Below are 26,448 nucleotides of genomic sequence, written 5' to 3' on the forward strand. Positions count from 1 at the left end.
CTCGGGCAAAGAATGCCGGGCATTTTAGGGGGGATAGGGGTTCAGGGCACGGGGTTATTTGACCAATGGTCAGTTCCAGCAGCCACAGTAGATCCAAATGTGGGAGGGGACTTGCCCCCTCCCACATTTGGAACTGAGTTGGCCGGGTTATTCGAGTACCACCAGGCGATTGGGCAGCTCATTGCGCGTTTGCGTCACCGGCACATGCACCTTGAGCAACTCGCCGCACGCCTCGATGCACGCAATGAACCCGGCCAGCGTCTGCCCCTGTTTCACCTGCTGGGTGAACGTCTTGACGATGGCGTCCCAACTGCTGTCATCCAGGCGTTTGGAAATGCCGTCATCGACGAGGATCTCCACGTAGCGTTCCGCCTCGCTGACAAATATCAGCACGCCAGTGCTGCCCAGCGTGTGGTGCAGGTTCTGCTCCAGAAACTGCCGACGCGCCAGGTTCGAGGCGCGCCAGTGGCGTACGGAGCGGGGAATCAGGCGGGTGGTGACCTTGGGCAAGCGAAACACCAGGCACAACACAATAAACGTCGCCCATTGCGCCAACAGCAAGGTGTACATGGTCAGGTAGCCCGACAAATAATGCACCACGCCCGGTACCACCAACGCGATCAGGCTGGCCCACAGCAACGGGATGTAGGCGTAGTCGTCGGCACGCGCCGCCAGCACGGTCACCAGTTCTGCGTCGGTGTTTTTTTCGACCCGGGCAATTGCTTCGGCGACTTGGCGCTGCTCATGTTCAGTCAGTAATGCCATGGTTGTAGATGCTCTTTTCTCGTTATTGTCATTACCAGCCGCCCGAAGCCCCGCCACCGCCGAAGCCACCACCGCCGCCACGGAAACCACCGCCACCGCCGCCTCCACCACCGCCGCGGCCGCTGCTGCTGAGAATGGCCAGCAGGATAGCGCCTACCGGCAAGCCCATGCGATTGCACAGCCACAACACGCCGATCAGCAGGATAAACAGGCCGATGGAAAACCCGGGGTTATCCTTGGCGAAATTCGCATCCGCCACATGGGCGGGCACCGCCAGGGGTTCACCGCCCACCACCTGGATCATCGCCGCCACGCCGTCGCTGATGCCCTGGCTGAAATTGCCGGTCTTGAACTTGGGCAGGATCACCTGGTTGATGATCACCCAGGACTGCGCATCCGTCAGCACGCCTTCCAGGCCGTAACCGACTTCGATGCGCAATTGGCGCTCATCACGGGCAACGATCAACAGCGCGCCGTTGTCCTTGCCCTTCTGGCCGATGCCCCATGCGCGCCCCAATTGATAACCGTAGTCTTCAATCGGGACGCCCTGCAGGTCGGGCACGGTGACCACCACAAGCTGGTCACCGGAGGTCTGCTCCAGCGCCTGCAGCTGTTGAGTGAGCTGCTGGCGCGTTGCCGGGTCGATCATCTGGGCGTTGTCCACCACCCGCCCGGTCAATGCCGGGAAGGTCAGGGCCGCCTGGGCCATGCCCATGCAAGCCAGTAGCCAGAACGCCAGGCCTATCCGTAATAAACGCATCGACACCTCAAGGCAGCGTTATTTGAATTTCACCTGCGGCGCCTTGTCGGCATCGGCGCTGGTGGCTTCAAACGTGGCGCGGATCGGCAAGTCGCTGTACATCACGCTATGCCACAGACGGCCCGGGAAAGTACGGATTTCGGTGTTGTACGCCTGCACGGTCTGGATGAAATCACGACGGGCCACGGCGATACGGTTCTCGGTGCCTTCAAGCTGGGATTGCAAGGCCAGGAAATTCTGGTTGGCCTTGAGGTCCGGGTAACGCTCGGACACCACCATCAAACGGCTGAGTGCGCCGCTCAAGCCATCCTGAGCTTGCTGGAACTGCTTGAGTTTTTCCGGGTTGTCGAGGGTGCTGGCGTCCACCTGGATCGAGGTGGCCTTGGCCCGCGCTTCGATCACGGCGGTGAGGGTCTCCTGTTCGTGGGCGGCATAGGCCTTCACCGTTTCCACCAGGTTGGGGATCAGGTCGGCACGGCGTTGATACTGGTTCTGCACCTGGCCCCAGGCCGCCTTGGCCTGTTCGTCCAGGGTCGGGATGTTGTTGATGCCGCAACCGCTCAGCACGCTGCTGATCAATAGCAAAGCCGCGGCCTTGAAGCCCCAACGGTAAGTCTGTGCTGCTTGCATGGTGTTTCTCCTGCCCAATCTTGATGGAATTTGACGACTAACCCTATAAACCACGCGCTTGGGGCATAATCCGCCACCACTGGAATGCATCGAGCCAATCAGCTACAAAGATGCCCAGCGCGAAAAAGAGTTCAGAGTGTGCTGCATTTATCTGAACAACACCCGAACAACAATAGACGCTCCCCACATTTTGGCCGACCAGCGTAACCGCTGTGCAGTGAGCCGAAAAAGGATATTCATGAAGAAGCTGTGTTTGCTCGGCCTTGTTGCCACGCTGGCCACCCACCCCGTCTGGGCAGAAACAAAGCCTGCTGCGCTTAAAGACAAGGACGCCTTCGTCAGCGACCTGCTCAAGCAAATGACCCTGGACGAAAAGATCGGCCAATTGCGCTTGATCAGCATCGGCCCGGAAATGCCCCGCGAGATGATCCGCAAGGAAATCGCCGCCGGCCGCATCGGTGGCACCTTCAACTCCATCACCCGCCCGGAAAACCGTCCGATGCAGGACGCAGCCATGCGCAGTCGCTTGAAGATCCCGATGTTCTTCGCCTATGACGTGATCCACGGCCACCGCACCATTTTCCCGATCAGCCTGGCCCTGGCCTCCAGCTGGGACATGGACGCCATCGGCCGCTCCGGGCGTATCGCCGCCGAGGAAGCCGCTGCCGACAGCCTCGACATCACCTTCGCGCCGATGGTCGATATCTCGCGCGACCCGCGCTGGGGCCGTACCTCCGAAGGTTTCGGCGAAGACACCTACCTGGTCTCGCGGATTGCCGAAGTCATGGTCAAGGCGTTCCAGGGCGCAAGCCCGGCGAATGCCGACAGCCTGATGGCCAGCGTCAAGCACTTCGCCCTGTATGGCGCGGTGGAAGGCGGGCGCGACTACAACGTGGTCGACATGAGCCCGGTCAAGATGTACCAGGACTACCTGCCGCCCTACCACGCGGCGATCAAGGCCGGTTCCGGCGGCGTGATGGTCGCGTTGAACTCGATCAACGGCGTGCCCGCCACCGCCAACACCTGGCTGATGAACGACCTGCTGCGCAAGGACTGGGGCTTCAAGGGCCTGACCGTCAGCGACCACGGCGCGATCTTCGAGCTGATCAAGCACGGCGTGGCCAAGGACGGGCGCGAAGCCGCCAAGCTGGCGATCAAGGCCGGCATCGACATGAGCATGAACGACTCGCTGTACGGCAAGGAATTGCCCGGGCTGCTCAAGTCCGGCGAGATCGAACAGAGCGACATCGACAATGCCGTGCGCGAAGTGCTCGGCGCCAAGTACGACATGGGCCTGTTCAAGGACCCGTACCTGCGCATCGGCAAGGCCGAGGATGACCCGGTCGACACCTACGCCGACAGCCGCCTGCACCGCGCCGAGGCCCGCGACATTGCGCGCCGCAGCCTGGTGTTGCTGAAGAACCACAACGACACCCTGCCGCTGAAAAAATCCGCGACCATCGCTCTGGTCGGCCCGCTGGCCAAGGCGCCGATCGACATGATGGGCAGTTGGGCGGCTGCCGGCCGACCTGCGCAATCGGTAACCCTGCTCGACGGCATGAACGCCGTGATCGGCGAAAAGGGCAAAGTGATCTATGCCCGCGGTGCCAACATCACCGGCGACAAAGCGGTGCTCGACTACCTCAACTTCCTCAACTTCGATGCTCCGGAAGTGGTGGATGACACACGCCCTGCCCAGGTATTGATCGACGAAGCGGTGAAAGCGGCGAAGAACGCCGACGTCATCGTCGCGGCCGTGGGCGAATCTCGTGGCATGTCCCACGAGTCGTCGAGCCGTACCGACCTGAACATCCCGCAAAGCCAGCGCGACCTGATCAAGGCCCTCAAGGCGACCGGCAAGCCGTTGGTGCTGGTGCTGATGAACGGCCGCCCGCTGTCGATTCTCGAAGAGAACCAACAGGCTGACGCGATCCTGGAAACCTGGTTCGCAGGTACCGAAGGCGGCAACGCCATCGCCGACGTGCTGTTCGGGGACTACAACCCGTCAGGCAAGCTGCCGATCACCTTCCCGCGTTCGGTAGGGCAGATCCCGACCTACTACAACCACCTGACCATTGGCCGGCCGTTCACCCCAGGCAAGCCGGGCAACTACACCTCGCAGTACTTCGATGACACCACAGGTCCCCTGTTTCCCTTTGGCTATGGCCTGAGCTACACCACGTTCAGCCTGGCGGACATGGCACTGTCGTCCACCACCCTGAACAAGACCGGCAAGCTCGACGCCAGCGTCACCGTGAAGAACACCGGCAAGGTCGACGGCGAAACCGTGGTGCAGTTGTATATCCAGGATGTGGCCGGCTCGATGATCCGCCCGATCAAGGAGCTGAAGAACTTCCAGAAGGTCATGCTCAAGGCCGGCGAAGCGCGCACGCTGCACTTCACCATCACCGAGGACGACTTGAAGTTCTACAACGCCCAGCTCAAGTTCGCGGCGGAACCGGGGGAGTTCAATGTGCAGATCGGGCTGGATTCCCAGGATGTGCAGCAGCAGACCTTCGAGCTGCTCTGAGCTGAAGCTGTAAACACGGTCAGTGTGGGCGCTGGCTTTTGTGGGGAGCTGGCTTGCCTGCGATACAGGCACCTCGGTTTGTCAGGTGTACCGAGGTGATGCTATCGCAGGCAAGCCAGCTCCCACATTTGATTGAGTGATGCGACTAGCCGCGCCGATCCAGCAGGTTCACCACCAACCGATCAATCCACCCCCACACCCGCTGCTTCACCCGCTTCCACAACGGCCGCGCCTTCCATGCCTCCAGGCTCACCACCTGGCTTTGGGCAAAATCCGCTTCGAAACTGCCCACCACCGCCGCCGTCAATCCCGGGTCCAACGCTTCGAGGTTGGCTTCCAGGTTGAAGCGCAAATTCCAGTGGTCGAAATTGCACGAGCCAATGCTGACCCAATCGTCCACCAGCACCATCTTCAGGTGCAAAAAGCACGGCTGGTATTCAAAGATCTGCACGCCTGCACGCAGCAGACGCGGGTAATAACGATGGCCGGCGTAGCGTACTGACGGGTGATCGGTACGGGGCCCGGTGAGCAGCAAACGCACATCCACCCCGCGCCCTGCCGCCCGGCGCAAGGCACGACGCACGCTCCAGGTCGGTAGAAAATAGGGAGTCGCCAGCCAGATACGCCCTTTGCTGCTGTTCAAGGCGCGAATCAACGACTGCAGGATATCGCGGTGCTGACGAGCGTCGGCGTACGCCACGCGACCAAGCCCGGGGCCCGTCGCTGGCACTTTCGGCAAGCGCGACAAACCGAAATGGGTCGCCGGTTTCCATTCACGGCGCGCGGCGTTAGCGTGCCATTGCCGGTCGAACAGGGCCTGCCAGTCCAGTACCAGCGGGCCGCTGATCTGCACCATCACTTCATGCCAATCGGCGCTGTCTTGCCCCGGCGTCCAGAACTCATCGGTGACGCCCGTACCACCGACCACGGCAACGCGCTGGTCGATCAGCAGCAGCTTGCGGTGGTCGCGATACAGGTTGCGCATCCAGCGCCGCCAATTCAGGCGATTGTAAAAGCGCAGCTCCACGCCGGCGTCGGTCAAGCGCTTGCGCAGCCCGAGGGTAAACGCCAGGCTGCCGTAATCATCGAACAAGCAGCGCACCTGTACCCCACGTTCGGCGGCCAGCACCAGCGCCTGCACCATCGCGTCGGCACAGGCGCCGGCTTCGACCAGATACAGTTCAAGATCCACCTGCTGCTCGGCCCGGGCGATGCCCACCAGCATCTGCGGGAAGAAACTCGGCCCGTCGATCAGCAGTTCGAATTGATTGGCGCTGCGCCACGGGAACACTGCGCCACTCATGTCAGCGCGCCGTGAAGATCAGTACCGCACCCACCGGCACCGACAAACTGATCGACTTGAGCCCCGCCGCCTTGCGCAACGCCGCCACACCCGGCGCCAGATCGAAGTCCTCGGCGTGCAACACCACAGGCTCCAGGGTCACCACCTGGAAACGTCGCTCATCCAGGCGCGTGGCAAGCAATTCGGCACTGTAGGTCTGGGTCTTGCCGTGCAGGGTGACGCTCAGCGGCAGGCGCAACTCCAACTGCGCGCCGGACGCCAGGTCGTTGATGGGTTGCAGATTGATCTGTGCGCTGATCAACGCGTCGGGAAAGGCCTTGATCTGGAACAGCTCTTTGCGCATGCGCTCATCGCGCAGCGGGATGCCGCTGTTGATCGACTCCATCTCCACTTGCAACTGCGCCGCGCCCTTGGCATCGACTTTGCCGTGCAGCACCAGGAAGCGGTGGACTTCAGCAATCTCGGTGTTTTTGGTGGTGACGAAAGACAGGCGCGAGGATTCGTTATCCAGGTACCAATCGGCGTGGGCAGGCACGGCGGCACAAGTCAGCAGCGCGAAGACCAGAGGTTTGACATTGAACATAAAGACTCATGGGGCAAAAAACCTGGGCGAACATTAAGCGCAATCTCACGAACGGCGCAAATCCAATGTGGGAGCTGGCTTGCCTGCGATGGCGGTGTGCCAGGCGAGAAATGGTTGACTGATACATCGCCATCGCAGGCAAGCCAGCTCCCACAGGGTTTTGCGGTGTTTTTAATCCAGCGTTCGCTGAACTTCGCACACCGCCTGTTCGAGGCTGGCCATATGCAGGTTCAATACCCGCTCCACCGGCGCCTGATGCATGGGCCAATGCAACGCCATGCTCCCCACCAACCGACCATTGGCGCGCACCGGCAACGCCACCGCCCGAATCAGGAACGGCAAACGCACCGGGTATTCCCAATAGCCCTCGGTACGCTGGCCGAACCCCTGGTGCTGGGTTTGCTCGCAAGCATGGCTTTGCTCATCGGCGGCCACACGATCGCGACACGCCAGCCGTTGCACTTCATCAAGGGGCAACTGCGTCAGGCATGCCTTGCCCATCGCCGAGTGAAACAGGCTGGCGTACTGACCGACGATCTGGCAGTTGTTCGGGTAGAGCTTGCGCAACACGCCGGGAATCGCGCTTTCCATGACTTCCAGGCGCTCGCCGTCGAAACACGACAAGTCAACCACCAACCCCGTGCGCTCGCTGAGCTCCAATAACCAGGGCGCCGCGCTTTCCACCACCTGGCGCTTGAAACGTTGCTGGGTATCGCCGAACAAACGCCGAGCGCGCAGGCGGTAACGCCGATCGCTCAGGCCGCGGTAGACCCAGCCCTGATCCTGCAAGGTCAGTAACATGCGCGACACCGTGGCCTTGGGCAGCCGCGTAAGGTAGTGCAGTTCTTCCAGCCCCAGGGCCTGGTGCTCGCCCAGCAATTCGACGATTGCCAGTGCGCGCTCAACCGAGCGTACCGTGCCTGTCTCCATGTTCGATCTCCCTGTTGCCGGTGGATGATCTGTTTTGCACAGCAAGATACAGGCCCGGTCGCGGGTCAGCCGGTCGGTGCAAGACACGCCGGCGGCCGGCGTTGCACCCATTGAGTCAGCTGTTCATGGGCAAATGCCAATTGCAGTACGGCTCGGTCGGCCTGGGCCGGGCCGATGATTTGCAGGCCCATGGGCAGCCCTTGGGGGTTGAAGCCCACCGGGATGCTCATGCTCGGCAAACCGGCGAGTGTCGGGCCGATCACCACTTCCATCCAGCGGTGATAGGTGTCCATTTCGCGCCCGCCCACGAGGCGTGGCCAAGGCTGTTGTGCATCGAAAGGGAACACTTGGACGGTGGGCAACAGCAGAAAATCGTAACGTTCAAACAACTTGGCCAGGGCCCGATACCACTCGCTGCGATCCACCGACGCCTGGTACACCTGCTGGGCACTCAGGCCCTGGCCGCCCTCCACTTCCCATTGCGCTTCGGGCTTGAGCAATGCGCGTTTTCGCGGGTTTGCGTAGGCCGCGCCGAGGTTGCCGTGCACCAGCCAATGGCGGTGTACCAGCCAGCAACGCCACAGGCGCGCCAGGGAAAAGTCCGGCTGGCAGCTTTGCACCTCGCAGCCCAGCGTGGCGAAATCATCGAGTGCCGCCTCGCACAGGCTCAGCACGCCGTCTTGCATCGGCAGATAACCGTTGTAGTCACCCAGCCAACCCAGGCGCGTGCCTTTGAAGTCGCGCTGTAACGGCTGGCCCAGCATCGCGGGATCGTCCTGAGACGACAAGGGCACGCGGGAGTCGTAACCGGCCTGGATGCTCAGCAGCCGCGCTACATCCGTGACGCTGCGCCCCATCGGGCCTTCGGTACCCAGTTGCTGCACAAACAGCTCCGGCATTGGCCCGTGGGGCACGCGGCCCTGGGACGGGCGCAAGCCGAACACGTTATTGAACGCCGCCGGGTTGCGCAGCGAGCCCATCATGTCGCTGCCATCGGCCACCGGCAACATCCGCAACGCCAGGGCCACCGCTGCCCCGCCGCTGCTGCCGCCGGCCGTCAGGCGTGGGTCATAGGCATTGCCGGTGGTGCCGAACAGTGTGTTGTAGGTGTGGGACCCCAGGCCGAACTCCGGCACGTTGGTCTTGCCGATGATAATCGCGCCACTGGCGCGCACCCGCGCCACGCTGATGGCGTCTTCGTTCGGTACATGCTCGGCAAACAATGGTGAGCCCAACGTGGTGCGCAAACCTTGGGTCGCCGCCAGGTCCTTGATGGCCTGGGGCATGCCATGCATCCAACCGCGGGATTGGCCCTGAGCCAACTCACGGTCGCAGGCCCTTGCCTCGGCCAGCACAGCCTCGCTGTCGCGCAACGACACCAGCGCATTCACACGAGGGTTGAAACGCTGGATCTGCGCCAGGTACGCCTGCATCACCTCTTCGCACGATACCTGCCGCCCATGGATCGCCTGCGACAGTTGCGTGGCATCCCAATCGACAATACTCAAGGCTTCACCTCTCTGGAAAACGGCAGTGGCTTGCTCGCCCGCGGAGCCTCGCGCATGCAATAAGTGCCGAGCAGCGTCAGCACGCACGCGAACAATACATAGAACGACGGCGCCACAGGCGTGCCCAGTACCTTACTCAACCAGGTCACGATCAGCGGCGCAAAACCGCCGAACACCATCACCGCCACGTTATAGGCCACTGACACGCCGGTCGAGCGCACCTCGATGGGAAACTGTTCGGCCAACGCCGTCGGCGCCGGGCCGAAGAACCCGCCAATGGCCGTGCACAGCATCACCTGCATCACCAGCAAACGCTCAATGGACGGCGCGGCAGCCACCCATACATACAACGGGTAGACCATCACGAAGAACGCCAGGGTGAAGGCCATCAACACCGGTCGCCGCCCCAAGCGATCCGAGAGCAGGCCGGACAAGGGAATCACCACGGTCATCAGCGCCACCGCAAACATCTGCACCATCAGCACCTGGTCCAACGGCAGGCCGAGATTCTTGTGGGCGAAGGTCGGCATGTTCACCAACACCACATAGAACGACACCGTCGCGCCGCAGGCCAGGCCCATGGACACCAGGATGCTGCGCCGATGCTCACGCAGCACCTGCATCAGGCTCGGTGCCGGGCCGGTGGCGTTTTTGCGCGCCTGGATAAACTCTTCCGGGTCCTCCATGTGCCGCCGGATCCACAACCCCACCGGGCCGATCAGTAAGCCCAGCACGAACGGCAGGCGCCAGCCCCACAGGTCGAGGGTTTCGGGGGAGAAGAAGTGCGTGACCAACGCCACCATCGCCGCACCACCAAACACCGCCAGGCACTGCCCCACCAATTGCCAGGAGCCATACAAGCCCTTGCGATGGGCCGGTGCGCTCTCCACCAGAAACGCCGTGGCACTCGCGTATTCACCGCCGGTGGCAAACCCCTGAAGCATCCGCGCCACCACAATCAGCAACGGCGCGCCCATACCGATGGCGGCGTAGTTGGGGGCAAAGGCGATCAGCGCGATAGACACGGTCATCAGCCGGATAATCAACTGCATCGCGGCTTTGCGGCCTTTGCGGTCGGCGTAGATACCCAACAGGATCCCGCCCACCGGCCGCATGAAAAAGCCCACGCCAAAGGTGGCCAGGGCCATCAGCAGCGAAGCGTATTCATCCTCCGACGGGAAAAACTGCCGGGCGATAATGCTGGCCAGAAAGCCATAGACGATGAAGTCATACCATTCCAGCGCGTTGCCGATCACGGCGGCCACCACTTGGCGGGTGCGCGAGACGCCGGGTTTTGAAGTCTGCATGAGGAACACTCCATTCAACCGATAAGGGAAAGGGTCCAGCGGCAGAAAAAAGTGCGGTCGTCAGGCAGGCTTGAGCCAGCTCTCGGCCAACGCGCCCCAATAGGCGGCGCCGGTCAGCAGGATGTCGTCGTTGAAGTCATAGGCGGGGTTATGCACCATCGGCCGCGACACGCCGTTGCCGATAAACAGGTAACTGCCGGGGCAGCGTTGCAGCATCCAGGCGAAGTCTTCACTGCCCATCAGCGTGCGAGTGTTGCCGTCCACCGCATCGGCGCCGAGCAAGGCCACACCGACCTGGCGAGCGAATTCGGTTTCTTCGCCATGGTTGACCAGCACCGGATAGGCCGGACGGTGCTCGATCTGCACGGTGCAGCCGAAGCTGGCGGCCTGGGTGTTGATGATCGCGTTGACCCGCTCCAGCATCTGTTCGCGCACCTTGGGGTTGAGTGCGCGCAGACTCAGGCGCAGCAAGGCTTGCTGGGGAATCACGTTAGCAGCCTGGCCGGCCTGCAAGGCGCCGACGGTGACCACGGCGGCTTCCTGGGTATCGATATTGCGCGCCACCACCGTCTGCAAGGCCATGACCATACTCGCTGCAGCCACCAGTGGATCGACCGTGAGGTGCGGCATGGAACCATGGCCGCCGACGCCTTCCAACGTCACCGTGAGCAAGTCTTGCGAGGCCATCATCGGCCCGACTCGCAAACCAAGATGCCCAGCCGGCAAGCCCGGCATATTGTGCATGCCGAACAGGCCGTCACACGGGAAGCGCTCCAGCAAACCATCCGCCAACATCGCCTCGGCACCGCCCTGGCCTTCTTCGGCGGGTTGGAAAATCAGATTCAGGGTGCCGTCGAATTGCCGGGTCGCCGCCAGGTAGCGGGCAGCGCCGAGCAGCATGGTGGTGTGGCCGTCATGCCCGCAGGCGTGCATGCAACCGGCATGCTGGCTGGTGTAAGCCGCACCGGTATTTTCGATGATGGGCAAGGCATCCATATCGGCACGAATACCCAGCGTGCGCGAACTGCTGCCATTGCGCAGCACCCCGACCACACCGGTCTTGCCGATGCCGGTATGCACCTCATACCCCCAATCCCGCAGGGACTGCGCGACCAGCGCTGAGGTGCGGTTCTCTTCAAAGCCGAGTTCGGGATGGGCGTGGATATCGTGGCGCACAGCGTGCAAGTCGCTGGCGACATCGCTGAGCCAATCCAGGATGTGCTGGTGTGGGCGCATGGTGATTCTCCTCACAGGCGGGTGGTCCCGTTCTTGTTGGCGACACATCGACAGCTAAGCGCGATGTGGGCGCGAGGACAATCAAAGGTGGTTCCACCCTGTGGAACCTCAAGGCCGGTTCTTTTTCCGAGAACCCACGCAGATAATCTAAATGTGGGAGCTGGCTTGCCTGCGATGACGGCGGCACAGGCACCAGTGATGTTGGCTGACCTGACGCTATCGCAGGCAAGCCAGCTCCCACAGGGGAATTTGGGTGTGTCAGGGGTTGAGGCGGCAGCCTTGACGGTCGCCCAACCACCGTGCCGTATGCGTACGCCCCAACCCACTCGCCGTCACTTCACTGCGCTCCGGCGTGTCGATCAACGCACTGGTCGGCACGTACTGCTTCACATACCCACGGCAATACTGCGCCGGGTTGTTCTCCACATACCGGCACGAGCAATACTCCTTGGCCGTGTACGCCGCGATGATGTCGGGGAAGGCTTGCAGGTTGACGCGCTCGTGCCACACCCAACCCAATAGGGCCAGCAACAGCAGCAGAAACAGACTGGTAAACGGCCGACGACGAATCATGACCGCACCGCCGCCAGCACGCGCTTGAGCAGTTCGTTGTGGCGGTAGCTGCCGTCGCGGTCATCGCCGTAGCGCACGATCACCAAGTGTTCGTCGGGCAGTACAAACAGTGCCTGGCCCCAGTGGCCCAGTGCAGCGAAGGTATCGGCCGGCGCATCGGGCCACGGTTGGGGCATGCCTTTGTTGAGCCACCATTGGCCGCCCGGTACCGCTTCATCCTGGCCGGCTTTGTAGTTGTCGAAAGGCCGCCGATTGAAAGCCACCCACTCTTTGGGCAGCAACTGTTGCTCACCCCAGCGCCCATCCCGTGCCATCAGCAGCCCGACCCGCGCCAGATCGCGAGCAGTGAGGTAGGCGTAGGACGAGGCAACAAAGGTTTCGTCGGCATCGGTTTCCCACGTCGCGTTGCGAATGCCCAATGGCTTGAACAGCGCATCCCACGGATAGCTCATGTACGCCTTGTGGCCGAGCATGCCTTTAAGCGCAGCGGACAGAATATTGCTGTCGCCACTGGAATAACGGAACGCCTGGCCGGGTTCGGCGGCGGTTTCGGTATCGGCGGCAAATTGCGCCATATCGCCACGCCCACGGGTATAGAGCATCGCCACAACAGAAGACTTCAATGGGGCGTATTCATAGTCTTCCTGCCAATCCAGCCCCGAAGCCCAATGGAGCAAGTCGGCCATGCTCACCTTGGGGTGTTGCTTCATCGGCGGGTAAAAACGTGCGGCCGGGTCGGTGAGTTTGAAGCGGCCTTCACCGTAGGCCACGCCGAGCACAGTGGCCATCAGGCTTTTGCTCACCGACCAGGTCAGGTGCGGCGTGCTGGCGGTGGTTGGCGCGGCGTAGCGTTCGTAGATAATTTCGCCGTCACGAATGACCAGCAGCGCGTCGGTGCGGATGCCTTCGCGCGTTTCATCATTGCGCGGTGCAAAAGCAAAATCTTCCAACGCTTTGATAGCCGGACCCGCCAATTGCGGACCATAGGCCCACTCTTTCGCCGGCCATTGTTCGGCGCAGGCATTAGTGGTTAAAACCAGCAAGGCAGCGCACAACAAACGTTTGACCATAAAGGATCACTCAGCGCATTCAAGCCCGCCAGCCTAGCCGAGACAAATGACGGTTTGGCGACGCCACCACCTTGCCGCTCGCCTTAACGCCCTGTGACTGCCCAGCATGATTTTTGAATCCGTAGGCCTCGTAAACCTGGGCTCCCGTAGGTGTCGCCCCGCCCCGTTTGCCCCAGCGCTCCTCGTTGCCGTTAACAGAAACCGAAACGTGACTGCCAGATTGAAATACGCCCAGGCGCCCTTCTGCCAGTTCCTCGGGAGGCACCTGCTCGACCTGCTCCCATAAGCCCAACCGTTTGAAGGCGTACTCGATACTGCCGCCATTGTTCAAGATATCCAGCGCGCGAGCGTAATCTCCCGACCCACTGGCATGGCTTTGCTCCTGAAAACGCTTTGCCGCAACCGCCACGATAAAGTTGGCATAGATAGCAGCCTGAATGTTCTGGCACTTGAGCTTTGCCGCCTCTGCCGCTTGTTTCACCTCAGCCTTGCTCAGCGAAGTGGTATCACCATTTCGCAGGGTAATGTGATAGCCATGCGGGGTTTCACGTACTTTCTTGAAAATATCAGTAGGTTTTTCGCCGAACTGCATCATCGCCATCTTGATAACCGCCACGATGGTGCAGTTATCGCTGCTCCACTGACTGAATCCGCCCCAGATGTTCCCAGGCTTTTGCCCAGGGTGGGCATTTACCGGTTTGTACTGGTAATGAGGTGCCGCCCGCCAGTTCCGATGTGCGCCGACGGTACGCCCATAGGTACGCCCGTCTTTGCTACGAATACCGCTGAAGCTTTCGATAGGCCACTCAGCCAAGGCTGGCGCGGGCTGGTAGTTCCATCCAGTGATCGAATGTGAGCTTATAGGTGAAACAGCCATGCATGCTCCCAATGTCGCAGGGTTCCCGTTAATAGGTTTGTCTACCTTTTTGTGGTCCGAACGCTAATCAGGTTCCACTTGGCCTCCTATAGGGCCTCAACCTTATGTCGCCGAGAGAGAATGACGCGACATTGCCCTCCCTATCCCGTTGGCCTGTCATCCAACCGTCACCGTAACTTCATGGAGATGACACCGAGGCTACATAGCCTGACTTTGGACAACAAAGTCGACTGGCCGCAACCTGGCCGGCACCCGGAGACTCGCTATGACTCAGATCGCCCGCATCAGCGACAAAGGCAATGAACGCCGTCTGCAAGCCGAACGCCTGGTGGGCGCCAAAGCCTTGCAGGAAGCCCAGGCCCTGCGGTTCAACGTGTTCAGCGGCGAGTTCAACGCCAAGCTGAAAGGCGCGGAACTGGGCCTGGACATGGATGACTATGATGTTCACTGCAGCCACATCGGCGTGCGGGATTTGAACAGCGGTCGACTCGTCGCCACCACTCGTCTGCTCGACCACCAGGCCGCCAGCACTTTGGGCCGGTTCTACAGCGAAGAAGAATTCAGCCTGCACGGTTTGCTGCACTTGCAGGGCCCGATCCTGGAAATCGGCCGCACCTGCGTCGACCCCGCCTACCGCAACGGCGGCACCATCGCGGTGCTCTGGGGCGAACTGGCCGAAGTGCTCAACCAGGGCAGCTACAGCTACCTGATGGGCTGCGCGAGCATCCCGATGCACGATGGCGGCATTCAGGCCCACGCAATCATGCAGCGCTTGCGCGAGCGCTACCTGTGCAACGAACACCTGCGCGCCGAGCCGAAAAAGCCACTGCCGGCCCTGGACTTGCCGTCCAACGTCATCGCCGAAATGCCACCGCTGCTCAAAGCCTATATGCGCCTGGGCGCGAAGATCTGCGGCGAGCCGTGCTGGGATGAAGACTTCCAGGTGGCCGATGTGTTCATCCTGCTCAAGCGCGACGAGCTATGCCCGCGTTATGCGCGCCACTTCAAGGCGGCGATGTGATGAACCGCCTGCGCATCTACGGGCGCATCGCCCGCGTGCTGTTGGTGGTGGCGCTAGGCTTGAGCATGGCCAGCGTGTTTGGCCTGTTCGAGCGTCTGGGCGTGGCCAATTCAATGGTGCGGCGCCAGCGTTGGTCGCGGTTCTTTATGACGCGATTGAGCAACGCCCTGCCCTTTCGCGTAACGGTGCACGGTGAGCTGCCGCAAGCGCCGATGCTATGGGTGAGCAATCACGTGTCCTGGACCGACATTCCACTGCTGGGCATGGTCACGCCGCTGTCGTTTTTGTCCAAGGCCGAAGTCCGCACCTGGCCGGTAGCCGGCTGGCTGGCGGCCAAGGCCGGCAGCCTGTTCATTCGTCGTGGCGCGGGTGACAGCCAGTTGATCCGCAAACAGATGACCCGCCATCTGGAGCAACAGCACCCGTTGCTGATGTTCCCCGAGGGCACCACCACTGACGGACGCAGCTTGCGTACGTTCCACGGGCGTTTGCTGTCCAGTGCGATCGATGCGGATGTGTCGCTGCAACCGGTGGCGATTCGTTATCTGCGTGACGGTGGGGTTGATCCGCTGGCGCCGTTCATTGGCGATGACGATTTGCTCTCGCACCTGATGCGCTTGTTTTCCAACGACCAGGGCGATGTGCAGATTCATCTGCTCAAGCCGATTGCCTGCGCCGGGCAGGAACGCGCGGCATTGGCGTATCAGGCGCAGCAGGCGGTGCAAAAGGCGTTGTTTGGCCCGGTGCCGGAAGCTGAGCAAGTGGCTGCTCGACCTGCGTTCGCGGCATAAAGCGGGCACAGTCATATGTGGGAGGGGGCTTGCTCCCGATAGCAGTTGTTCAGTCAACATAGACAGTGACTGACACACCGCAATCGGGAGCAAGCCCCCTCCCACATTTAGACATCGGTGGTCAGTTGGATCTGCGCAAATCTCTGCAATTGGGGATAGAACACCCGGAAATCTTCACTTAACGGCTTATAAAGCTCGCGCAACTCGTGCATCGCAAATCCGAGTGCCTGCGGGTCAGTCAGCCGCCGCGAAATCCCGCGCAGCACCTGCTCCATCACCGCGAACTCGCGATACGAGCCCAGCCAGTCATCCGCCGCCATATACGGCGCAATCTGCGCCAGCCGCCCCGGCAACGCGGGTTCGGCGGCGAGCACGCGGTACACCTGCGCGGTGAAGCGCTCCAGAGGCTGGTCGGCATACAGCGCCCAATCCCGCGCCAGGCAATGGTCAAAAAACACATCGAGCACGATCCCGGCATAGCGCCTGCGGGTCAGGCTGAAGCGCGACAACGCCTCGCCCACCAACGGGTGGCTATCGGTAAACCGGTCAATCGAACGATGCAACTGGATCGCCGCTTCGATTTGCGGGCTGAACTGGCCCTGCAGGCGGCCTTTGACGAAGTCGCCATACAGGCTGCCCAGCAGTTGCGCAGGAAGTTGGCCGCCCAGGTGCAGATGTGCGAGATAATTCATGGCGCGCAGTCTATCACTGCCGCACTCATATCGTTATAACCCGATATACCGATTCGCTTTGGCCTCAGATCAAAATCATATTGGTATATCGGGATATGACGATTTAAAGTTCGCCTCATCGCGATATAACGCTTTACGACACCGAGCACCCTGCCATGTCCATCGACCTCGACGAAATAATAAAAGCCCTGGCGCACCCAGTACGACGAGACATCCTCACCTGGCTCAAAGACCCGAAAGTGCAATTCCCCGAGCAACTGCACAACCACGAATACGGCATCTGCGCCGGGCAGATCGACCAGCGCTGCGGCCTGTCCCAGTCGACCGTGTCGGCGCACCTGGCAACCTTGCAACGGGCGGGATTGATCAGCAGCCAGAAGGCCGGGCAATGGCACTTTTTCAAACGCAATGAGGAGACGATCCAAGCCTTCCTCACGGCGCTCATAACCGAACTCAGCGCACCGCAATAACCAAGGAAACGCAAATGCCCCTCTCGCTCCTCATACTGGCCCTGAGCGCCTTCGCCATCGGCACCACCGAGTTCGTCATCATGGGGCTGCTGCCCGATGTTGCGGCGGACCTGGGTGTGTCGATTCCCGGCGCAGGCTGGTTGGTCACCGGCTACGCCCTGGGCGTGGCCATCGGCGCGCCCTTCATGGCACTGGCCACCGCCAGGCTGCCACGCAAGGCCGCCCTGGTAGCGTTGATGGGCATCTTTATTGTCGGCAACCTGCTGTGCGCCTTGGCCAGTGACTACAACGTGCTGATGTTTGCCCGCGTCGTCACGGCGCTGTGCCACGGTGCCTTCTTCGGGATCGGTTCCGTGGTGGCAGCCAACCTGGTGCCGGCCAATAAACGCGCTTCGGCGGTGGCCCTGATGTTCACCGGTTTGACCCTGGCCAACGTGCTCGGCGTGCCGTTGGGCACTGCACTGGGTCAGGAAGCTGGCTGGCGCTCGACCTTTTGGGCAGTGACCGTGATTGGCGTGATCGCCTTGATTGGCCTGATCCGCTTCCTGCCCGCCAAGCGTGACGAAGAAAAACTCGACATGCGCGCCGAACTCGCGGCCCTCAAAGGCGCGGGTATCTGGTTGTCGCTGAGCATGACAGCGCTGTTCGCCGCCTCCATGTTCACCCTCTTTACCTATGTAGCCCCGCTGCTCGGCGATGTGACCGGCGTGTCGCCCAAAGGCGTGACCTGGACCCTGCTGCTGATCGGCCTGGGCCTCACGGTGGGCAACATCATCGGCGGCAAGCTGGCCGACAAACGCCTGGCGGCCACCCTGATCGGCGTGTTCATCAGCATGGCGGTGGTTTCCACGGTGTTGAGCTGGACCAGCGTTGCACTGATACCGACCGAAATCACCCTGTTCCTGTGGGCCACCGCCTCGTTTGCCGCCGTACCAGCGCTGCAGATCAACGTGGTGACCTTCGGCAAGGCCGCCCCCAACCTGGTGTCCACCCTGAACATCGGTGCCTTCAACATCGGTAACGCCCTCGGCGCCTGGGTCGGTGGCAGCGTGATTGCCCACGGTTTCGGCCTGACCAGCGTGCCCCTGGCCGCTGCAGCACTGGCGATTCTCGCGCTGCTGGTGACCCTGATTACCTTCCGCCAGAGCGGCGATGCCGACCTGGCCCCCGCGACCAACTGATCAACTTAAAGACAAAGGTGTTTTCCCATGACGACTATTTTCGATCCGATCACACTGGGCGACCTGGAACTGTCGAACCGCATCATCATGGCGCCACTGACACGATGCCGAGCCGATGCCGGCCGCGTGCCCAACGCGCTGATGGCCGAGTATTACGTGCAGCGAGCATCCGCCGGGCTGATCCTCAGCGAAGCCACCTCCGTGACGCCCATGGGCGTGGGCTACCCGGACACCCCGGGCATCTGGTCCAACGACCAGGTGCGTGGCTGGACCAACATCACCAAGGCCGTGCATGGCGCGGGCGGCAAGATCTTCCTGCAACTGTGGCACGTGGGTCGCATCTCCCACGAGTCCTACCTGAACGGCGAAACCCCGGTGGCGCCAAGCGCGATCCAGCCTAAAGGCCACGTCAGCCTGGTGCGCCCACTGGCCGACTACCCTACCCCGCGCGCCCTGGAAACCGCTGAAATCGCCGACATCGTCGACGCTTACCGCGTAGGTGCCGAGAACGCCAAGGCCGCTGGGTTTGACGGCGTGGAAATCCACGGCGCCAACGGCTACCTGCTCGACCAGTTCCTGCAAAGCAGCACCAACCAGCGCACCGACCAATACGGCGGCTCCCTGGAAAACCGTGCGCGCCTGCTGCTGGAAGTCACCGACGCCGCCATCGAAGTGTGGGGCGCCGGCCGCGTGGGCGTGCACCTGGCACCGCGTGGCGATGCGCACGACATGGGCGACGCCAACCTGGCCGAAACCTTCACCTACGTCGCCAGCGAACTGGGCAAGCGTGGCATCGCCTTCATCTGCTCCCGTGAAAAAGAAGGTGCGGACAGCCTCGGCCCACAACTGAAAAAAGCCTTCGGCGGCGTGTACATCGCCAACGAACGCTTCACCAAGGACAGCGCCAATGCCTGGCTGGCGGCGGGTAAAGCAGATGCGGTGGCCTTCGGTATTCCTTTCATCGCCAACCCAGACCTGCCGGCACGCTTGAAGGTTGATGCGCCGTTGAACGAACCGCACCCGGAAACCTTCTATGGCAAAGGCCCGGTGGGTTACATCGACTACCCGACGCTGCCGATCTAACCTGATCCGCAAAACCAATGTGGGAGGGGGCTTGCCCCCGATAGCAGTGTTTCAGTCAACACATCAGTGACTGATCCACCGCAATCGGGGGCAAGCCCCCTCCCACATTTACCTGTTTGTAGCGCCTGCGGAAACATTGCTTCACAGAACGGCAACAATATCGCTACAAAATACTTAGCCGGCTACCTATCAACGGCCCGCCAGCCCGTATATAACGTCACCCCACAAATCAGGCAGAAGGACGATTGACGATCCTTAGGCTTTACTGTTGACACAACTGGTCGCAATTACGCATTTTGTCTCAATTGCGCAGGCTGGGGCTCAGGCGCAGCATGTCCAGCCCTATATCAGCCCAACGCTCGGCGTCCTGATGCAATTGAAAACTGTCAGGCACCAGCAGCCACTGGCCGATCAAGCCGTGGATAAAGGCATGAATACACACAGCGCCGCGGGTGGTATCCAGCGTGGCTGGAAGTTGCCCGCGATGGACCGCGTTACGCAACGTCAAGCCGATGCGCAGGTTGCACTCAAGGGTGTGGGTCTGGCGTTGGCGGCGCATGTCACACATTTCATCGGTGAACTCGCACTTATGAAACAGAATCTCGTTGATGCGCCGGGTTTTCGGGTCCAGGGCCACTTCATGGTACAGATGAATCAAAAGCTTGCGCATACAGCCCAGCGGGTCGGCTTCGTCCTCGCTTTCACTGGCCCGCGCCAGTTCGTCCAGGGGCTCGTGCAACGTGTCGAGCAGTGCCTGAAGCAAGTCGGACTTGTTGCTGAAGTGCCAGTAGATAGCCCCGCGCGTCACCCCTGCCAGCGTGGCGATGTCCGCCAGGGTGGTCCGCGCGACGCCGCGCTCATAAAAGGCTTGCTCGGCGGCTTGGAGAATCTGGCTGCGCGTTTCCTGAGCTTCCTCTTTGGTGCGACGAACCATGGCAGTAAAACCTCAATCGGGACACTGTGGATGGTACTTGACCATCATCTGAATAATTATGGGACGACGCCGTCATGGGCACCGAACGTACTAGAATCGAGGCTTGCGGCAGTGCTTTGTCAACATTGCGGCAAGCCTGTCAAGAGTTTACAAACAACCATGAACGTAAGTATATTGCGTAGCAAGCTACTTATCCACTCACGGCTTGTTTTTTACCCTTCCACACTTCTTGTGCGCACTCTGCGCGCCTGACCCGAGGATCTTCATGCAACTTAAGCCAGCTGTTACCGCTCTGGTCACTGCCGTCGCCCTGGCATCGCTGCTCAGCGGATGTAAAAAGGAAGAAGCGGCACCGCCCGCTCAAACCCCTCAGGTCGGCGTGGTCACCATTCAACCGCAAGCCTATACCCTGACCACCGAGCTGCCAGGCCGCACCACGGCCTTTCGCATCGCGGAAGTCCGGCCTCAGGTCAACGGCATCATCCTCAAGCGCCTGTTCAAGGAAGGCGCCGACGTGAAGGAAGGGCAGCAGCTCTACCAGATCGACCCGTCGGTGTATGACGCCACCCTGAAAAGCGCACAAGCCAGCCTGTCCCAGACCAAGTCCATCAGCGACCGCTACAAGCAGTTGGTCGATGAACAGGCCGTCAGCCGTCAGGAATACGACACCGCCGTCGCCAACCGCATGACCGCCGAAGCAAACGTTCAAACCGCCCAGATCAACGTGCGCTACACCAAAGTGTTTGCACCGATCTCCGGGCGTATTGGTCGTTCTTCGGTGACCGAAGGCGCACTGGTCAGCAATGGCCAGGCCGATGCCATGGCCGTGATTCAGCAACTGGACCCGATCTACGTCGACGTCACGCAGTCCTCGGCTGAAATGCTGAAACTGCGCCGCGACCTGGAAAGCGGCCAGCTGGAGAAGGCTGGCGAAAACGCCGCCAAGGTCAAGCTGACCCTGGAAGACGGCACGCCTTACGCCCAGGACGGCAAGCTCGAGTTCTCCGAAGTGTCGGTCGACCAGACCACCGGTTCCGTGACCCTGCGTGCCGTGTTCCCCAACCCTGACCACGTGCTGCTGCCGGGCATGTTCGTGCACGCCCAGTTGCTGGCCGGTGTGAACAGCAAGGCCATCCTGGCTCCGCAGCAAGGCGTGACCCGTGACCTGCGCGGCATTCCGACGGCGCTGATCGTGAACAAGGACAACAAGGTCGAGCAACGCGAACTGGTTGCCAACCGTACCGCGGGTGCCTACTGGCTGGTGGAAAAAGGCCTCAATGCCGGTGACCGCGTCATCACCGAAGGCTTGCAATACGTCAAGCCGGGCGCCGAGGTGAAGGTCACAGAAGCTGCCAACGCTAAACCCGCCGGTACTGCTGCAGCGCCTGCTGCCGCCGCTGGTCAAGGGGAGTAATCCATGTCGAAATTTTTTATCGACCGCCCCATTTTCGCCTGGGTAATTGCCCTGGTGATCATGCTGGTCGGGGCACTCTCGATCCTGAAGTTGCCCATCAACCAATACCCGGCCATTGCGCCAACGGCCATTGATATCCAGGTGACCTACCCAGGCGCTTCCGCACAAACCGTGCAGGACACCGTGGTGCAGGTCATCGAGCAACAGCTCAACGGTATCGACAACCTGCGTTATGTCTCCTCGGACAGTAACTCCGACGGCAGCATGACCATCACCGTGACGTTCAATCAGGGTACCAACCCGGATATCGCTCAGGTTCAGGTACAGAACAAGCTGAACCTGGCCACCCCGCTGCTGCCGCAAGAAGTGCAGCAACAGGGTATCCGCGTGACCAAGTCGGTGAAGAACTTCCTGATGGTGATCGGTCTGGTGTCCGAAGACGGCAGCATGACCAAGGACGACCTCTCCAACTACATCGTGTCCAACATCCAGGACCCGATCTCCCGTACCGCGGGGGTGGGTGACTTCCAGGTGTTCGGTTCGCAGTACGCCATGCGTATCTGGCTCGACCCGGCCAAACTGAACAATTACCAGCTCACGCCAGTGGACGTCAGCAATGCCATCAAGGCCCAGAACGTGCAGGTGGCCACCGGCCAACTGGGCGGCCTGCCTGCCCTGCCCGGCACCCAACTGAACGCCACGATCATCGGCAAGACGCGCCTGCAAAGCACAGAGGAATTCGCCAAGATCCTGATGAAGGTGAATACCGACGGCTCCCAGGTTCGCCTGGGTGACGTCGCGCGTATCGAACTGGGCGGCCAGAACTACAGCATCAGTGCGCAGTTCAACGGCAAGCCGGCCTCGGGTATGGCGATCAAGCTGGCGGCCGGTGCCAACGCACTGGACACCGGCAAGGCCATCCGCGAAACAGTGAAGTCTCTGGAACCATTCTTCCCGCCTGGCATGAAGGCGGTAGTGCCCTATGACACTACGCCGGTCGTGACCGAGTCGATTTCCGGCGTGGTTCACACCTTGGTCGAAGCGATCGTGCTGGTGTTCCTGGTGATGTTCCTGTTCCTGCAGAACTTCCGCGCCACCATCATCACCACCATGACCGTACCGGTGGTATTGCTGGGTACCTTCGGGATCCTGGCGGCGTGCGGCTTCACCATCAATACCCTGACCATGTTCGGCATGATCCTGGCCATCGGCTTGCTGGTGGACGATGCCATCGTCGTGGTGGAAAACGTCGAACGGGTCATGGCCGAGGAGCACCTGTCGCCCAAAGAAGCGACGATCAAGTCCATGGGCCAGATCCAGGGCGCCCTGGTGGGTATTGCCCTGGTACTGTCGGCGGTACTGCTGCCGATGGCGTTCTTCGGTGGCTCCACCGGCGTGATCTACCGCCAGTTCTCCATCACCATTGTTTCGGCGATGGCGTTGTCGGTACTGGTTGCCCTGATCTTCACCCCGGCCTTGTGCGCCACCATGCTCAAGCCGATCGATCCGGAAAAGCACGGCCAGCCCAAGCGCGGCTTCTTTGGCTGGTTCAACCGCACCTTCGACAGCGGCGTACTCAAGTACGAGCGCGGCGTGGGCAACATGATCAAGCACAAGATCCCGGCGTTTCTGGTGTATGTGCTGATTCTGGCCGGCATGATCTGGATGTTCACCCGTATTCCGAGCGCGTTCCTGCCTGAGGAAGACCAGGGTGTGATCTTCGCCCAGGTGCAGACACCGGTAGGCGCTTCGGCTGAGCGCACGCAAAAAGTCGTCGATGACATGCGCGCCTTCCTGCTGAACGACAAGGAAGGCGAGCCAGGCGAAGGCAAGTCGGTGAACTCGGTGTTTACCGTAAACGGCTTCAACTTCGCCGGTCGAGGCCAGAGCTCGGGCCTTGCGTTCGTGATGCTCAAACCGTGGGATGAGCGTGATTCGACCCAATCGGTATTCGAAGTGGCCAAGCGTGCCCAGGGTTACTTCTTCGGGGCCTTCAAGGACGCCATGGTATTTGCCATCGTGCCGCCTTCGGTGCTGGAATTGGGTAACGCCACCGGTTTCGACGTGTTCCTGCAAGACCAGGGTGGCGTCGGCCACGACAAGCTGATGGCTGCACGTAACCAGTTCCTGGGCGCGGCGGCACAAAGCAAGGTGTTGGCGGGCGTACGTCCTAACGGCGTGAACGATGAGCCGCAGTACGAGCTGACCGTTGACGACGAGAAGGCCAGTGCCCAGGGCATCAGCCTCGCGGACATCCAGCAGACCCTGGCCATCGCCTTGGGTGGCAGCTACATCAACGACTTCATCGACCGTGGTCGCGTGAAGAAGGTGTATGTACAAGGTGACGCCGCCAGCCGCATGTCGCCGGAAGACCTGGACAAATGGTACGTGCGCAGCGACTCCGGGAAGATGGTGCCGTTGTCGGCCATCTCGTCGGGCCAGTGGATCTACGGTTCGCCCAAGCTTTCGCGATACAACGGTGTAGCGGCGATGGAAATCCTCGGTACCCCGGCACCAGGCTACAGTACCGGTGATGCGATGGCCGAAGTCGAACGCATTGCCAAAGAACTGCCGGCCGGTGTCGGCTATGCCTGGACAGGCCTGTCGTACGAAGAACGCCTGTCCGGCTCCCAGGCGCCTGCGCTGTACGCGCTGTCGCTGCTGGTGGTGTTCCTGTGCCTGGCGGCACTGTACGAAAGCTGGTCGATCCCGATCGCGGTGATTCTGGTTGTGCCACTGGGTGTGATCGGTGCACTGATCGCTACCAGTATGCGGGGCTTGTCCAACGACGTGTTCTTCCAGGTGGGCTTGCTGGTGACAGTGGGTCTGGCGGCGAAAAACGCCATCCTGATCGTGGAATTCGCCAAAGAGCTGCACGAGCAAGGCAAAGGCATTGTCGAGGCGGCTATCGAAGCGTCCCGGATGCGTCTGCGCCCGATCATCATGACGTCCATGGCGTTCGTGCTCGGCGTACTGCCGCTGGCAATTTCCAGCGGTGCCGGCTCAGGCAGCCAGCACGCGATCGGTACCGGCGTGATCGGCGGTATGATCACCGCCACTGTGCTTGCCATTTTCTGGGTGCCACTGTTCTACGCAACCGTGTCCTCGGCCGGCGAACGCAAAAAGAAAGACACTACTGAAACTCCTAAAGAGGCTGGCCAATGAGCAAGTCGCTACTTTCCCTAGCCGTCACGGCATTCGTGCTCAGTGGCTGCTCGCTGATACCTGACTATCAGCGCCCCGATGCGCCGGTGGCCGCACAGTTCCCGCAGGGGCCGGCGTATTCGTCGGCCCAGGCGCCGAACCAGGCCGCTGCCGAGCAGGGCTGGAAGCAGTTTTTCCATGACCCTGCCCTGCAACAGCTGATCCAGACCGCGTTGGTGAACAACCGTGACCTGCGTGTCGCGGCCCTGAACATCGACGCCTATGCAGCGCAGTACCAGATCCAGCGTGCCGACCTGTTCCCGGCGGTATCGGCCACCGGTAACGGCAGCCGTTCGCGCACCCCGGCCAAGCTGTCACAGACCGGCGAATCGTCTATCGCCAGCCAGTACTCGGCTGGCCTGGGGATCAGCTCTTATGAGCTGGACCTGTTCGGTCGCGTGCGCAGCCTGAGTGAAGAAGCACTGCAGAAGTACTTCGCCACTGAAGAAGCACGGCGCAGTACCCAGATCAGCCTGGTGGCGAGCGTGGCGAATGCCTACCTGACCTGGCAGGCCGACAAGGAACTGCTCAAGCTGACCCAGGACACTCTGGGTGCGTTCGAGCAGAGCTTCAAGCTCACCTCGCGCAGCAACGAAGTCGGCGTGGCCTCGGCGCTGGACCTCAGCCAGGCACGCACCTCGGTGGAAAACGCCCGGGTGCAACTGGCACGTTATACGCGCCAGGTGGCTCAGGACGAAAACAGCCTGACCCTGTTGCTGGGTACTGGCCTGCCGGCGAATATCGCCAGCAAGCCGCTATCCGATGACCTGCTCAGCGAAGTGCCTGCCGGCTTGCCGTCAGACCTGCTGCAACGTCGTCCCGACATTGTGCAGGCCGAGTACAACCTCAAGGCTGCCAATGCCAATATCGGCGCGGCCCGTGCGGCGTTCTTCCCCAGCATCAGCCTGACGGCCAGTGCCGGTACCGCCAGCCCAACCCTGGGCGGCCTGTTCAAAGGCGGTTCGGGTACCTGGGCGTTTGCCCCGCAGATCAACATCCCGATCTTCAACGCCGGTAGCCTGCGCGCAAGCCTGGACTACTCGAAGATCCAGAAAGAGATCAACGTGGCCAACTACGAGAAAGCCATCCAGACCGGCTTCCAGGAAGTCTCCGACGGCCTCGCGGCGCGTCAGACCTACAAGCAGCAACTGGATGCCCAACGTGGCTTCGTCGAGGCTAACCAGGATTACTACCGCCTGGCCGAGCGTCGCTACCGCATTGGTGTCGACAGCAACCTGACCTTCCTCGACGCCCAGCGCCAACTGTTCAGTGCCCAGCAATCGCTGATCACCGACCGCCTGGCGCAGCTGACCAGCGAGGTCAACCTGTACAAGGCCCTCGGCGGTGGCTGGAATGAGCAGACCGCCAAGAATGAGCCGTTGAAAGAACAAGCACCGCCATTGAAGTTGTTCTGATAGCGCGTGTGTAAGAAAACCGCTTCCCTTACCGGAAGCGGTTTTTTTATGCCTGGTTTTTTACCTCGCCAACTTGCGTTCGATCACCGCCCACAACCCGCCCTCCCCCACTTTCATCGCCCCTATACCGCCGCGCACCATGGCCGCCACCTGCATAAACCCAATAACAAC

23 protein-coding genes are annotated in these 26,448 nt (G+C 61.2%); 9 read left to right on the forward strand and 14 right to left on the reverse strand.

What is annotated here, in order from left to right; all coding sequences use genetic code 11:
- Window positions 1-147: 147 nt before the first annotated feature.
- The 3 genes from QMK52_RS00175 to QMK52_RS00185 are packed head-to-tail and all read right to left on the reverse strand — an operon-like array spanning window position 148 to window position 2,155.
- Entirely contained in the window at window positions 148-765 is a 618-nt protein-coding gene (locus QMK52_RS00175) for a TPM domain-containing protein (protein ID WP_005785935.1), read from the reverse strand.
- 31 nt (window positions 766-796) lie between these two features.
- Window positions 797-1,525 (reverse strand): TPM domain-containing protein, encoded by a 729-nt coding sequence (locus QMK52_RS00180; protein WP_032877302.1) that lies wholly within the window; start codon window positions 1,523-1,525, stop codon window positions 797-799.
- Window positions 1,526-1,543: 18 nt separating this feature from the next.
- Complete coding sequence (locus QMK52_RS00185; RefSeq protein ID WP_078820514.1) at window positions 1,544-2,155, reverse strand: LemA family protein; 612 nt, start codon at window positions 2,153-2,155, stop codon at window positions 1,544-1,546.
- A gap of 238 nt (window positions 2,156-2,393) precedes the next feature.
- On the opposite strand from QMK52_RS00185, the gene bglX reads away from it, so the two are divergent.
- Window positions 2,394-4,685, forward strand: coding sequence for a beta-glucosidase BglX (gene bglX / locus QMK52_RS00190; protein ID WP_194440276.1), 2,292 nt, complete (start codon window positions 2,394-2,396; stop codon window positions 4,683-4,685).
- A gap of 145 nt (window positions 4,686-4,830) precedes the next feature.
- On the opposite strand, the gene QMK52_RS00195 is transcribed toward bglX, so the two are convergent.
- From QMK52_RS00195 to QMK52_RS00235, 9 genes are all read right to left on the reverse strand, one after another.
- Complete coding sequence (locus QMK52_RS00195) at window positions 4,831-5,988, reverse strand: phosphatidylserine/phosphatidylglycerophosphate/cardiolipin synthase family protein (RefSeq protein WP_320403706.1); 1,158 nt, start codon at window positions 5,986-5,988, stop codon at window positions 4,831-4,833.
- A 1-nt stretch (window position 5,989) separates the two neighbouring features.
- On the reverse strand, window positions 5,990-6,571 hold the full coding sequence (locus QMK52_RS00200) for a YceI family protein (RefSeq protein WP_005785928.1): 582 nt from the start codon (window positions 6,569-6,571) through the stop codon (window positions 5,990-5,992).
- Between the two features lie 171 nt (window positions 6,572-6,742).
- On the reverse strand, window positions 6,743-7,501 hold the full coding sequence (locus QMK52_RS00205) for a helix-turn-helix domain-containing protein (protein ID WP_005785926.1): 759 nt from the start codon (window positions 7,499-7,501) through the stop codon (window positions 6,743-6,745).
- Between the two features lie 65 nt (window positions 7,502-7,566).
- Window positions 7,567-9,009, reverse strand: coding sequence for an amidase (locus QMK52_RS00210; protein ID WP_320403707.1), 1,443 nt, complete (start codon window positions 9,007-9,009; stop codon window positions 7,567-7,569).
- Window positions 9,006-10,316: a citrate-proton symporter gene (locus tag QMK52_RS00215; protein ID WP_148852395.1), complete on the reverse strand. Its 1,311-nt coding sequence runs from the start codon at window positions 10,314-10,316 to the stop codon at window positions 9,006-9,008. Before QMK52_RS00215 ends, QMK52_RS00210 begins: the two co-directional genes overlap by 4 nt.
- 60 nt (window positions 10,317-10,376) lie before the next feature.
- Window positions 10,377-11,552, reverse strand: coding sequence for a M20 aminoacylase family protein (locus tag QMK52_RS00220; RefSeq protein WP_005785919.1), 1,176 nt, complete (start codon window positions 11,550-11,552; stop codon window positions 10,377-10,379).
- Window positions 11,553-11,810: 258 nt separating this feature from the next.
- Window positions 11,811-12,125 (reverse strand): hypothetical protein, encoded by a 315-nt coding sequence (locus QMK52_RS00225; protein WP_005785917.1) that lies wholly within the window; start codon window positions 12,123-12,125, stop codon window positions 11,811-11,813.
- Window positions 12,122-13,195: a serine hydrolase domain-containing protein gene (locus QMK52_RS00230; protein ID WP_005785916.1), complete on the reverse strand. Its 1,074-nt coding sequence runs from the start codon at window positions 13,193-13,195 to the stop codon at window positions 12,122-12,124. The genes QMK52_RS00225 and QMK52_RS00230 overlap by 4 nt, the downstream gene beginning before the upstream one ends.
- A gap of 19 nt (window positions 13,196-13,214) precedes the next feature.
- On the reverse strand, window positions 13,215-14,072 hold the full coding sequence (locus tag QMK52_RS00235; protein WP_005785914.1) for a hypothetical protein: 858 nt from the start codon (window positions 14,070-14,072) through the stop codon (window positions 13,215-13,217).
- A 265-nt stretch (window positions 14,073-14,337) separates the two neighbouring features.
- On the opposite strand from QMK52_RS00235, the gene olsB reads away from it, so the two are divergent.
- Together olsB and QMK52_RS00245 are read left to right on the forward strand one after the other, a co-directional pair.
- Window positions 14,338-15,093 carry an L-ornithine N(alpha)-acyltransferase gene (olsB, locus tag QMK52_RS00240; RefSeq protein ID WP_005785912.1) on the forward strand — a complete coding sequence of 252 codons (756 nt, stop codon included), beginning with the start codon at window positions 14,338-14,340 and terminating at the stop codon, window positions 15,091-15,093.
- Window positions 15,093-15,884 (forward strand): lysophospholipid acyltransferase family protein, encoded by a 792-nt coding sequence (locus tag QMK52_RS00245; protein WP_005785911.1) that lies wholly within the window; start codon window positions 15,093-15,095, stop codon window positions 15,882-15,884. Before olsB ends, QMK52_RS00245 begins: the two co-directional genes overlap by 1 nt.
- A 107-nt stretch (window positions 15,885-15,991) precedes the next feature.
- On the opposite strand, the gene QMK52_RS00250 is transcribed toward QMK52_RS00245, so the two are convergent.
- Window positions 15,992-16,576 carry an ACP phosphodiesterase gene (locus QMK52_RS00250; protein WP_005785909.1) on the reverse strand — a complete coding sequence of 195 codons (585 nt, stop codon included), beginning with the start codon at window positions 16,574-16,576 and terminating at the stop codon, window positions 15,992-15,994.
- 155 nt (window positions 16,577-16,731) lie between these two features.
- Between QMK52_RS00250 and QMK52_RS00255 the strand changes: the two genes are divergently transcribed.
- Genes QMK52_RS00255 through QMK52_RS00265 form a run of 3 tightly spaced genes read left to right on the forward strand, consistent with a single transcriptional unit; the run spans window position 16,732 to window position 19,310 of the window.
- Window positions 16,732-17,046, forward strand: a complete 315-nt coding sequence (locus QMK52_RS00255; RefSeq protein ID WP_032877312.1) for an ArsR/SmtB family transcription factor — start codon at window positions 16,732-16,734, stop codon at window positions 17,044-17,046.
- Between the two features lie 14 nt (window positions 17,047-17,060).
- Window positions 17,061-18,227, forward strand: coding sequence for an MFS transporter (locus QMK52_RS00260; RefSeq protein WP_005785906.1), 1,167 nt, complete (start codon window positions 17,061-17,063; stop codon window positions 18,225-18,227).
- Window positions 18,228-18,254: 27 nt separating this feature from the next.
- On the forward strand, window positions 18,255-19,310 hold the full coding sequence (locus QMK52_RS00265; protein WP_005785905.1) for an alkene reductase: 1,056 nt from the start codon (window positions 18,255-18,257) through the stop codon (window positions 19,308-19,310).
- Between the two features lie 301 nt (window positions 19,311-19,611).
- Here QMK52_RS00265 and QMK52_RS00270 read toward each other — a convergent pair whose 3' ends face one another.
- Window positions 19,612-20,244: a TetR family transcriptional regulator gene (locus QMK52_RS00270; protein WP_005785903.1), complete on the reverse strand. Its 633-nt coding sequence runs from the start codon at window positions 20,242-20,244 to the stop codon at window positions 19,612-19,614.
- A gap of 265 nt (window positions 20,245-20,509) precedes the next feature.
- Here QMK52_RS00270 and QMK52_RS00275 point away from each other — a divergent pair, with 265 nt between their 5' ends.
- The 3 genes from QMK52_RS00275 to adeC are packed head-to-tail and all read left to right on the forward strand — an operon-like array spanning window position 20,510 to window position 26,277.
- Window positions 20,510-21,658, forward strand: coding sequence for an efflux RND transporter periplasmic adaptor subunit (locus QMK52_RS00275; RefSeq protein ID WP_005785901.1), 1,149 nt, complete (start codon window positions 20,510-20,512; stop codon window positions 21,656-21,658).
- 3 nt (window positions 21,659-21,661) lie between these two features.
- Window positions 21,662-24,823, forward strand: a complete 3,162-nt coding sequence (locus QMK52_RS00280; protein WP_005785899.1) for an efflux RND transporter permease subunit — start codon at window positions 21,662-21,664, stop codon at window positions 24,821-24,823.
- Window positions 24,820-26,277 (forward strand): AdeC/AdeK/OprM family multidrug efflux complex outer membrane factor, encoded by a 1,458-nt coding sequence (adeC, locus tag QMK52_RS00285; RefSeq protein WP_032877316.1) that lies wholly within the window; start codon window positions 24,820-24,822, stop codon window positions 26,275-26,277. The genes QMK52_RS00280 and adeC overlap by 4 nt, the downstream gene beginning before the upstream one ends.
- Window positions 26,278-26,448 lie beyond the last annotated feature (171 nt).

It is taken from the genome of Pseudomonas sp. P9_2 (assembly GCF_034008255.1).
In the GTDB taxonomy this organism is placed as follows: Bacteria; Pseudomonadota; Gammaproteobacteria; order Pseudomonadales; family Pseudomonadaceae; genus Aquipseudomonas; species Aquipseudomonas synxantha_A.

Coding starts and splice junctions, on each gene's coding strand:
- adeC (WP_032877316.1), top strand. CDS start 24,820: ATGAGCAAGTCGCTACTTTCCCTAGCCGTCACGGCATTCGTGCTCAGT.
- QMK52_RS00195 (WP_320403706.1), bottom strand. CDS start 5,988: ATGAGTGGCGCAGTGTTCCCGTGGCGCAGCGCCAATCAATTCGAACTG.
- QMK52_RS00270 (WP_005785903.1), bottom strand. CDS start 20,244: ATGGTTCGTCGCACCAAAGAGGAAGCTCAGGAAACGCGCAGCCAGATT.
- QMK52_RS00245 (WP_005785911.1), top strand. CDS start 15,093: ATGAACCGCCTGCGCATCTACGGGCGCATCGCCCGCGTGCTGTTGGTG.
- QMK52_RS00265 (WP_005785905.1), top strand. CDS start 18,255: ATGACGACTATTTTCGATCCGATCACACTGGGCGACCTGGAACTGTCG.
- QMK52_RS00185 (WP_078820514.1), bottom strand. CDS start 2,155: ATGCAAGCAGCACAGACTTACCGTTGGGGCTTCAAGGCCGCGGCTTTG.
- QMK52_RS00260 (WP_005785906.1), top strand. CDS start 17,061: ATGCCCCTCTCGCTCCTCATACTGGCCCTGAGCGCCTTCGCCATCGGC.
- QMK52_RS00220 (WP_005785919.1), bottom strand. CDS start 11,552: ATGCGCCCACACCAGCACATCCTGGATTGGCTCAGCGATGTCGCCAGC.
- QMK52_RS00230 (WP_005785916.1), bottom strand. CDS start 13,195: ATGGTCAAACGTTTGTTGTGCGCTGCCTTGCTGGTTTTAACCACTAAT.
- QMK52_RS00255 (WP_032877312.1), top strand. CDS start 16,732: ATGTCCATCGACCTCGACGAAATAATAAAAGCCCTGGCGCACCCAGTA.
- QMK52_RS00250 (WP_005785909.1), bottom strand. CDS start 16,576: ATGAATTATCTCGCACATCTGCACCTGGGCGGCCAACTTCCTGCGCAA.
- bglX (WP_194440276.1), top strand. CDS start 2,394: ATGAAGAAGCTGTGTTTGCTCGGCCTTGTTGCCACGCTGGCCACCCAC.
- QMK52_RS00280 (WP_005785899.1), top strand. CDS start 21,662: ATGTCGAAATTTTTTATCGACCGCCCCATTTTCGCCTGGGTAATTGCC.
- olsB (WP_005785912.1), top strand. CDS start 14,338: ATGACTCAGATCGCCCGCATCAGCGACAAAGGCAATGAACGCCGTCTG.
- QMK52_RS00175 (WP_005785935.1), bottom strand. CDS start 765: ATGGCATTACTGACTGAACATGAGCAGCGCCAAGTCGCCGAAGCAATT.
- QMK52_RS00275 (WP_005785901.1), top strand. CDS start 20,510: ATGCAACTTAAGCCAGCTGTTACCGCTCTGGTCACTGCCGTCGCCCTG.
- QMK52_RS00235 (WP_005785914.1), bottom strand. CDS start 14,072: ATGGCTGTTTCACCTATAAGCTCACATTCGATCACTGGATGGAACTAC.
- QMK52_RS00215 (WP_148852395.1), bottom strand. CDS start 10,316: ATGCAGACTTCAAAACCCGGCGTCTCGCGCACCCGCCAAGTGGTGGCC.
- QMK52_RS00225 (WP_005785917.1), bottom strand. CDS start 12,125: ATGATTCGTCGTCGGCCGTTTACCAGTCTGTTTCTGCTGCTGTTGCTG.
- QMK52_RS00205 (WP_005785926.1), bottom strand. CDS start 7,501: ATGGAGACAGGCACGGTACGCTCGGTTGAGCGCGCACTGGCAATCGTC.
- QMK52_RS00200 (WP_005785928.1), bottom strand. CDS start 6,571: ATGTTCAATGTCAAACCTCTGGTCTTCGCGCTGCTGACTTGTGCCGCC.
- QMK52_RS00180 (WP_032877302.1), bottom strand. CDS start 1,525: ATGCGTTTATTACGGATAGGCCTGGCGTTCTGGCTACTGGCTTGCATG.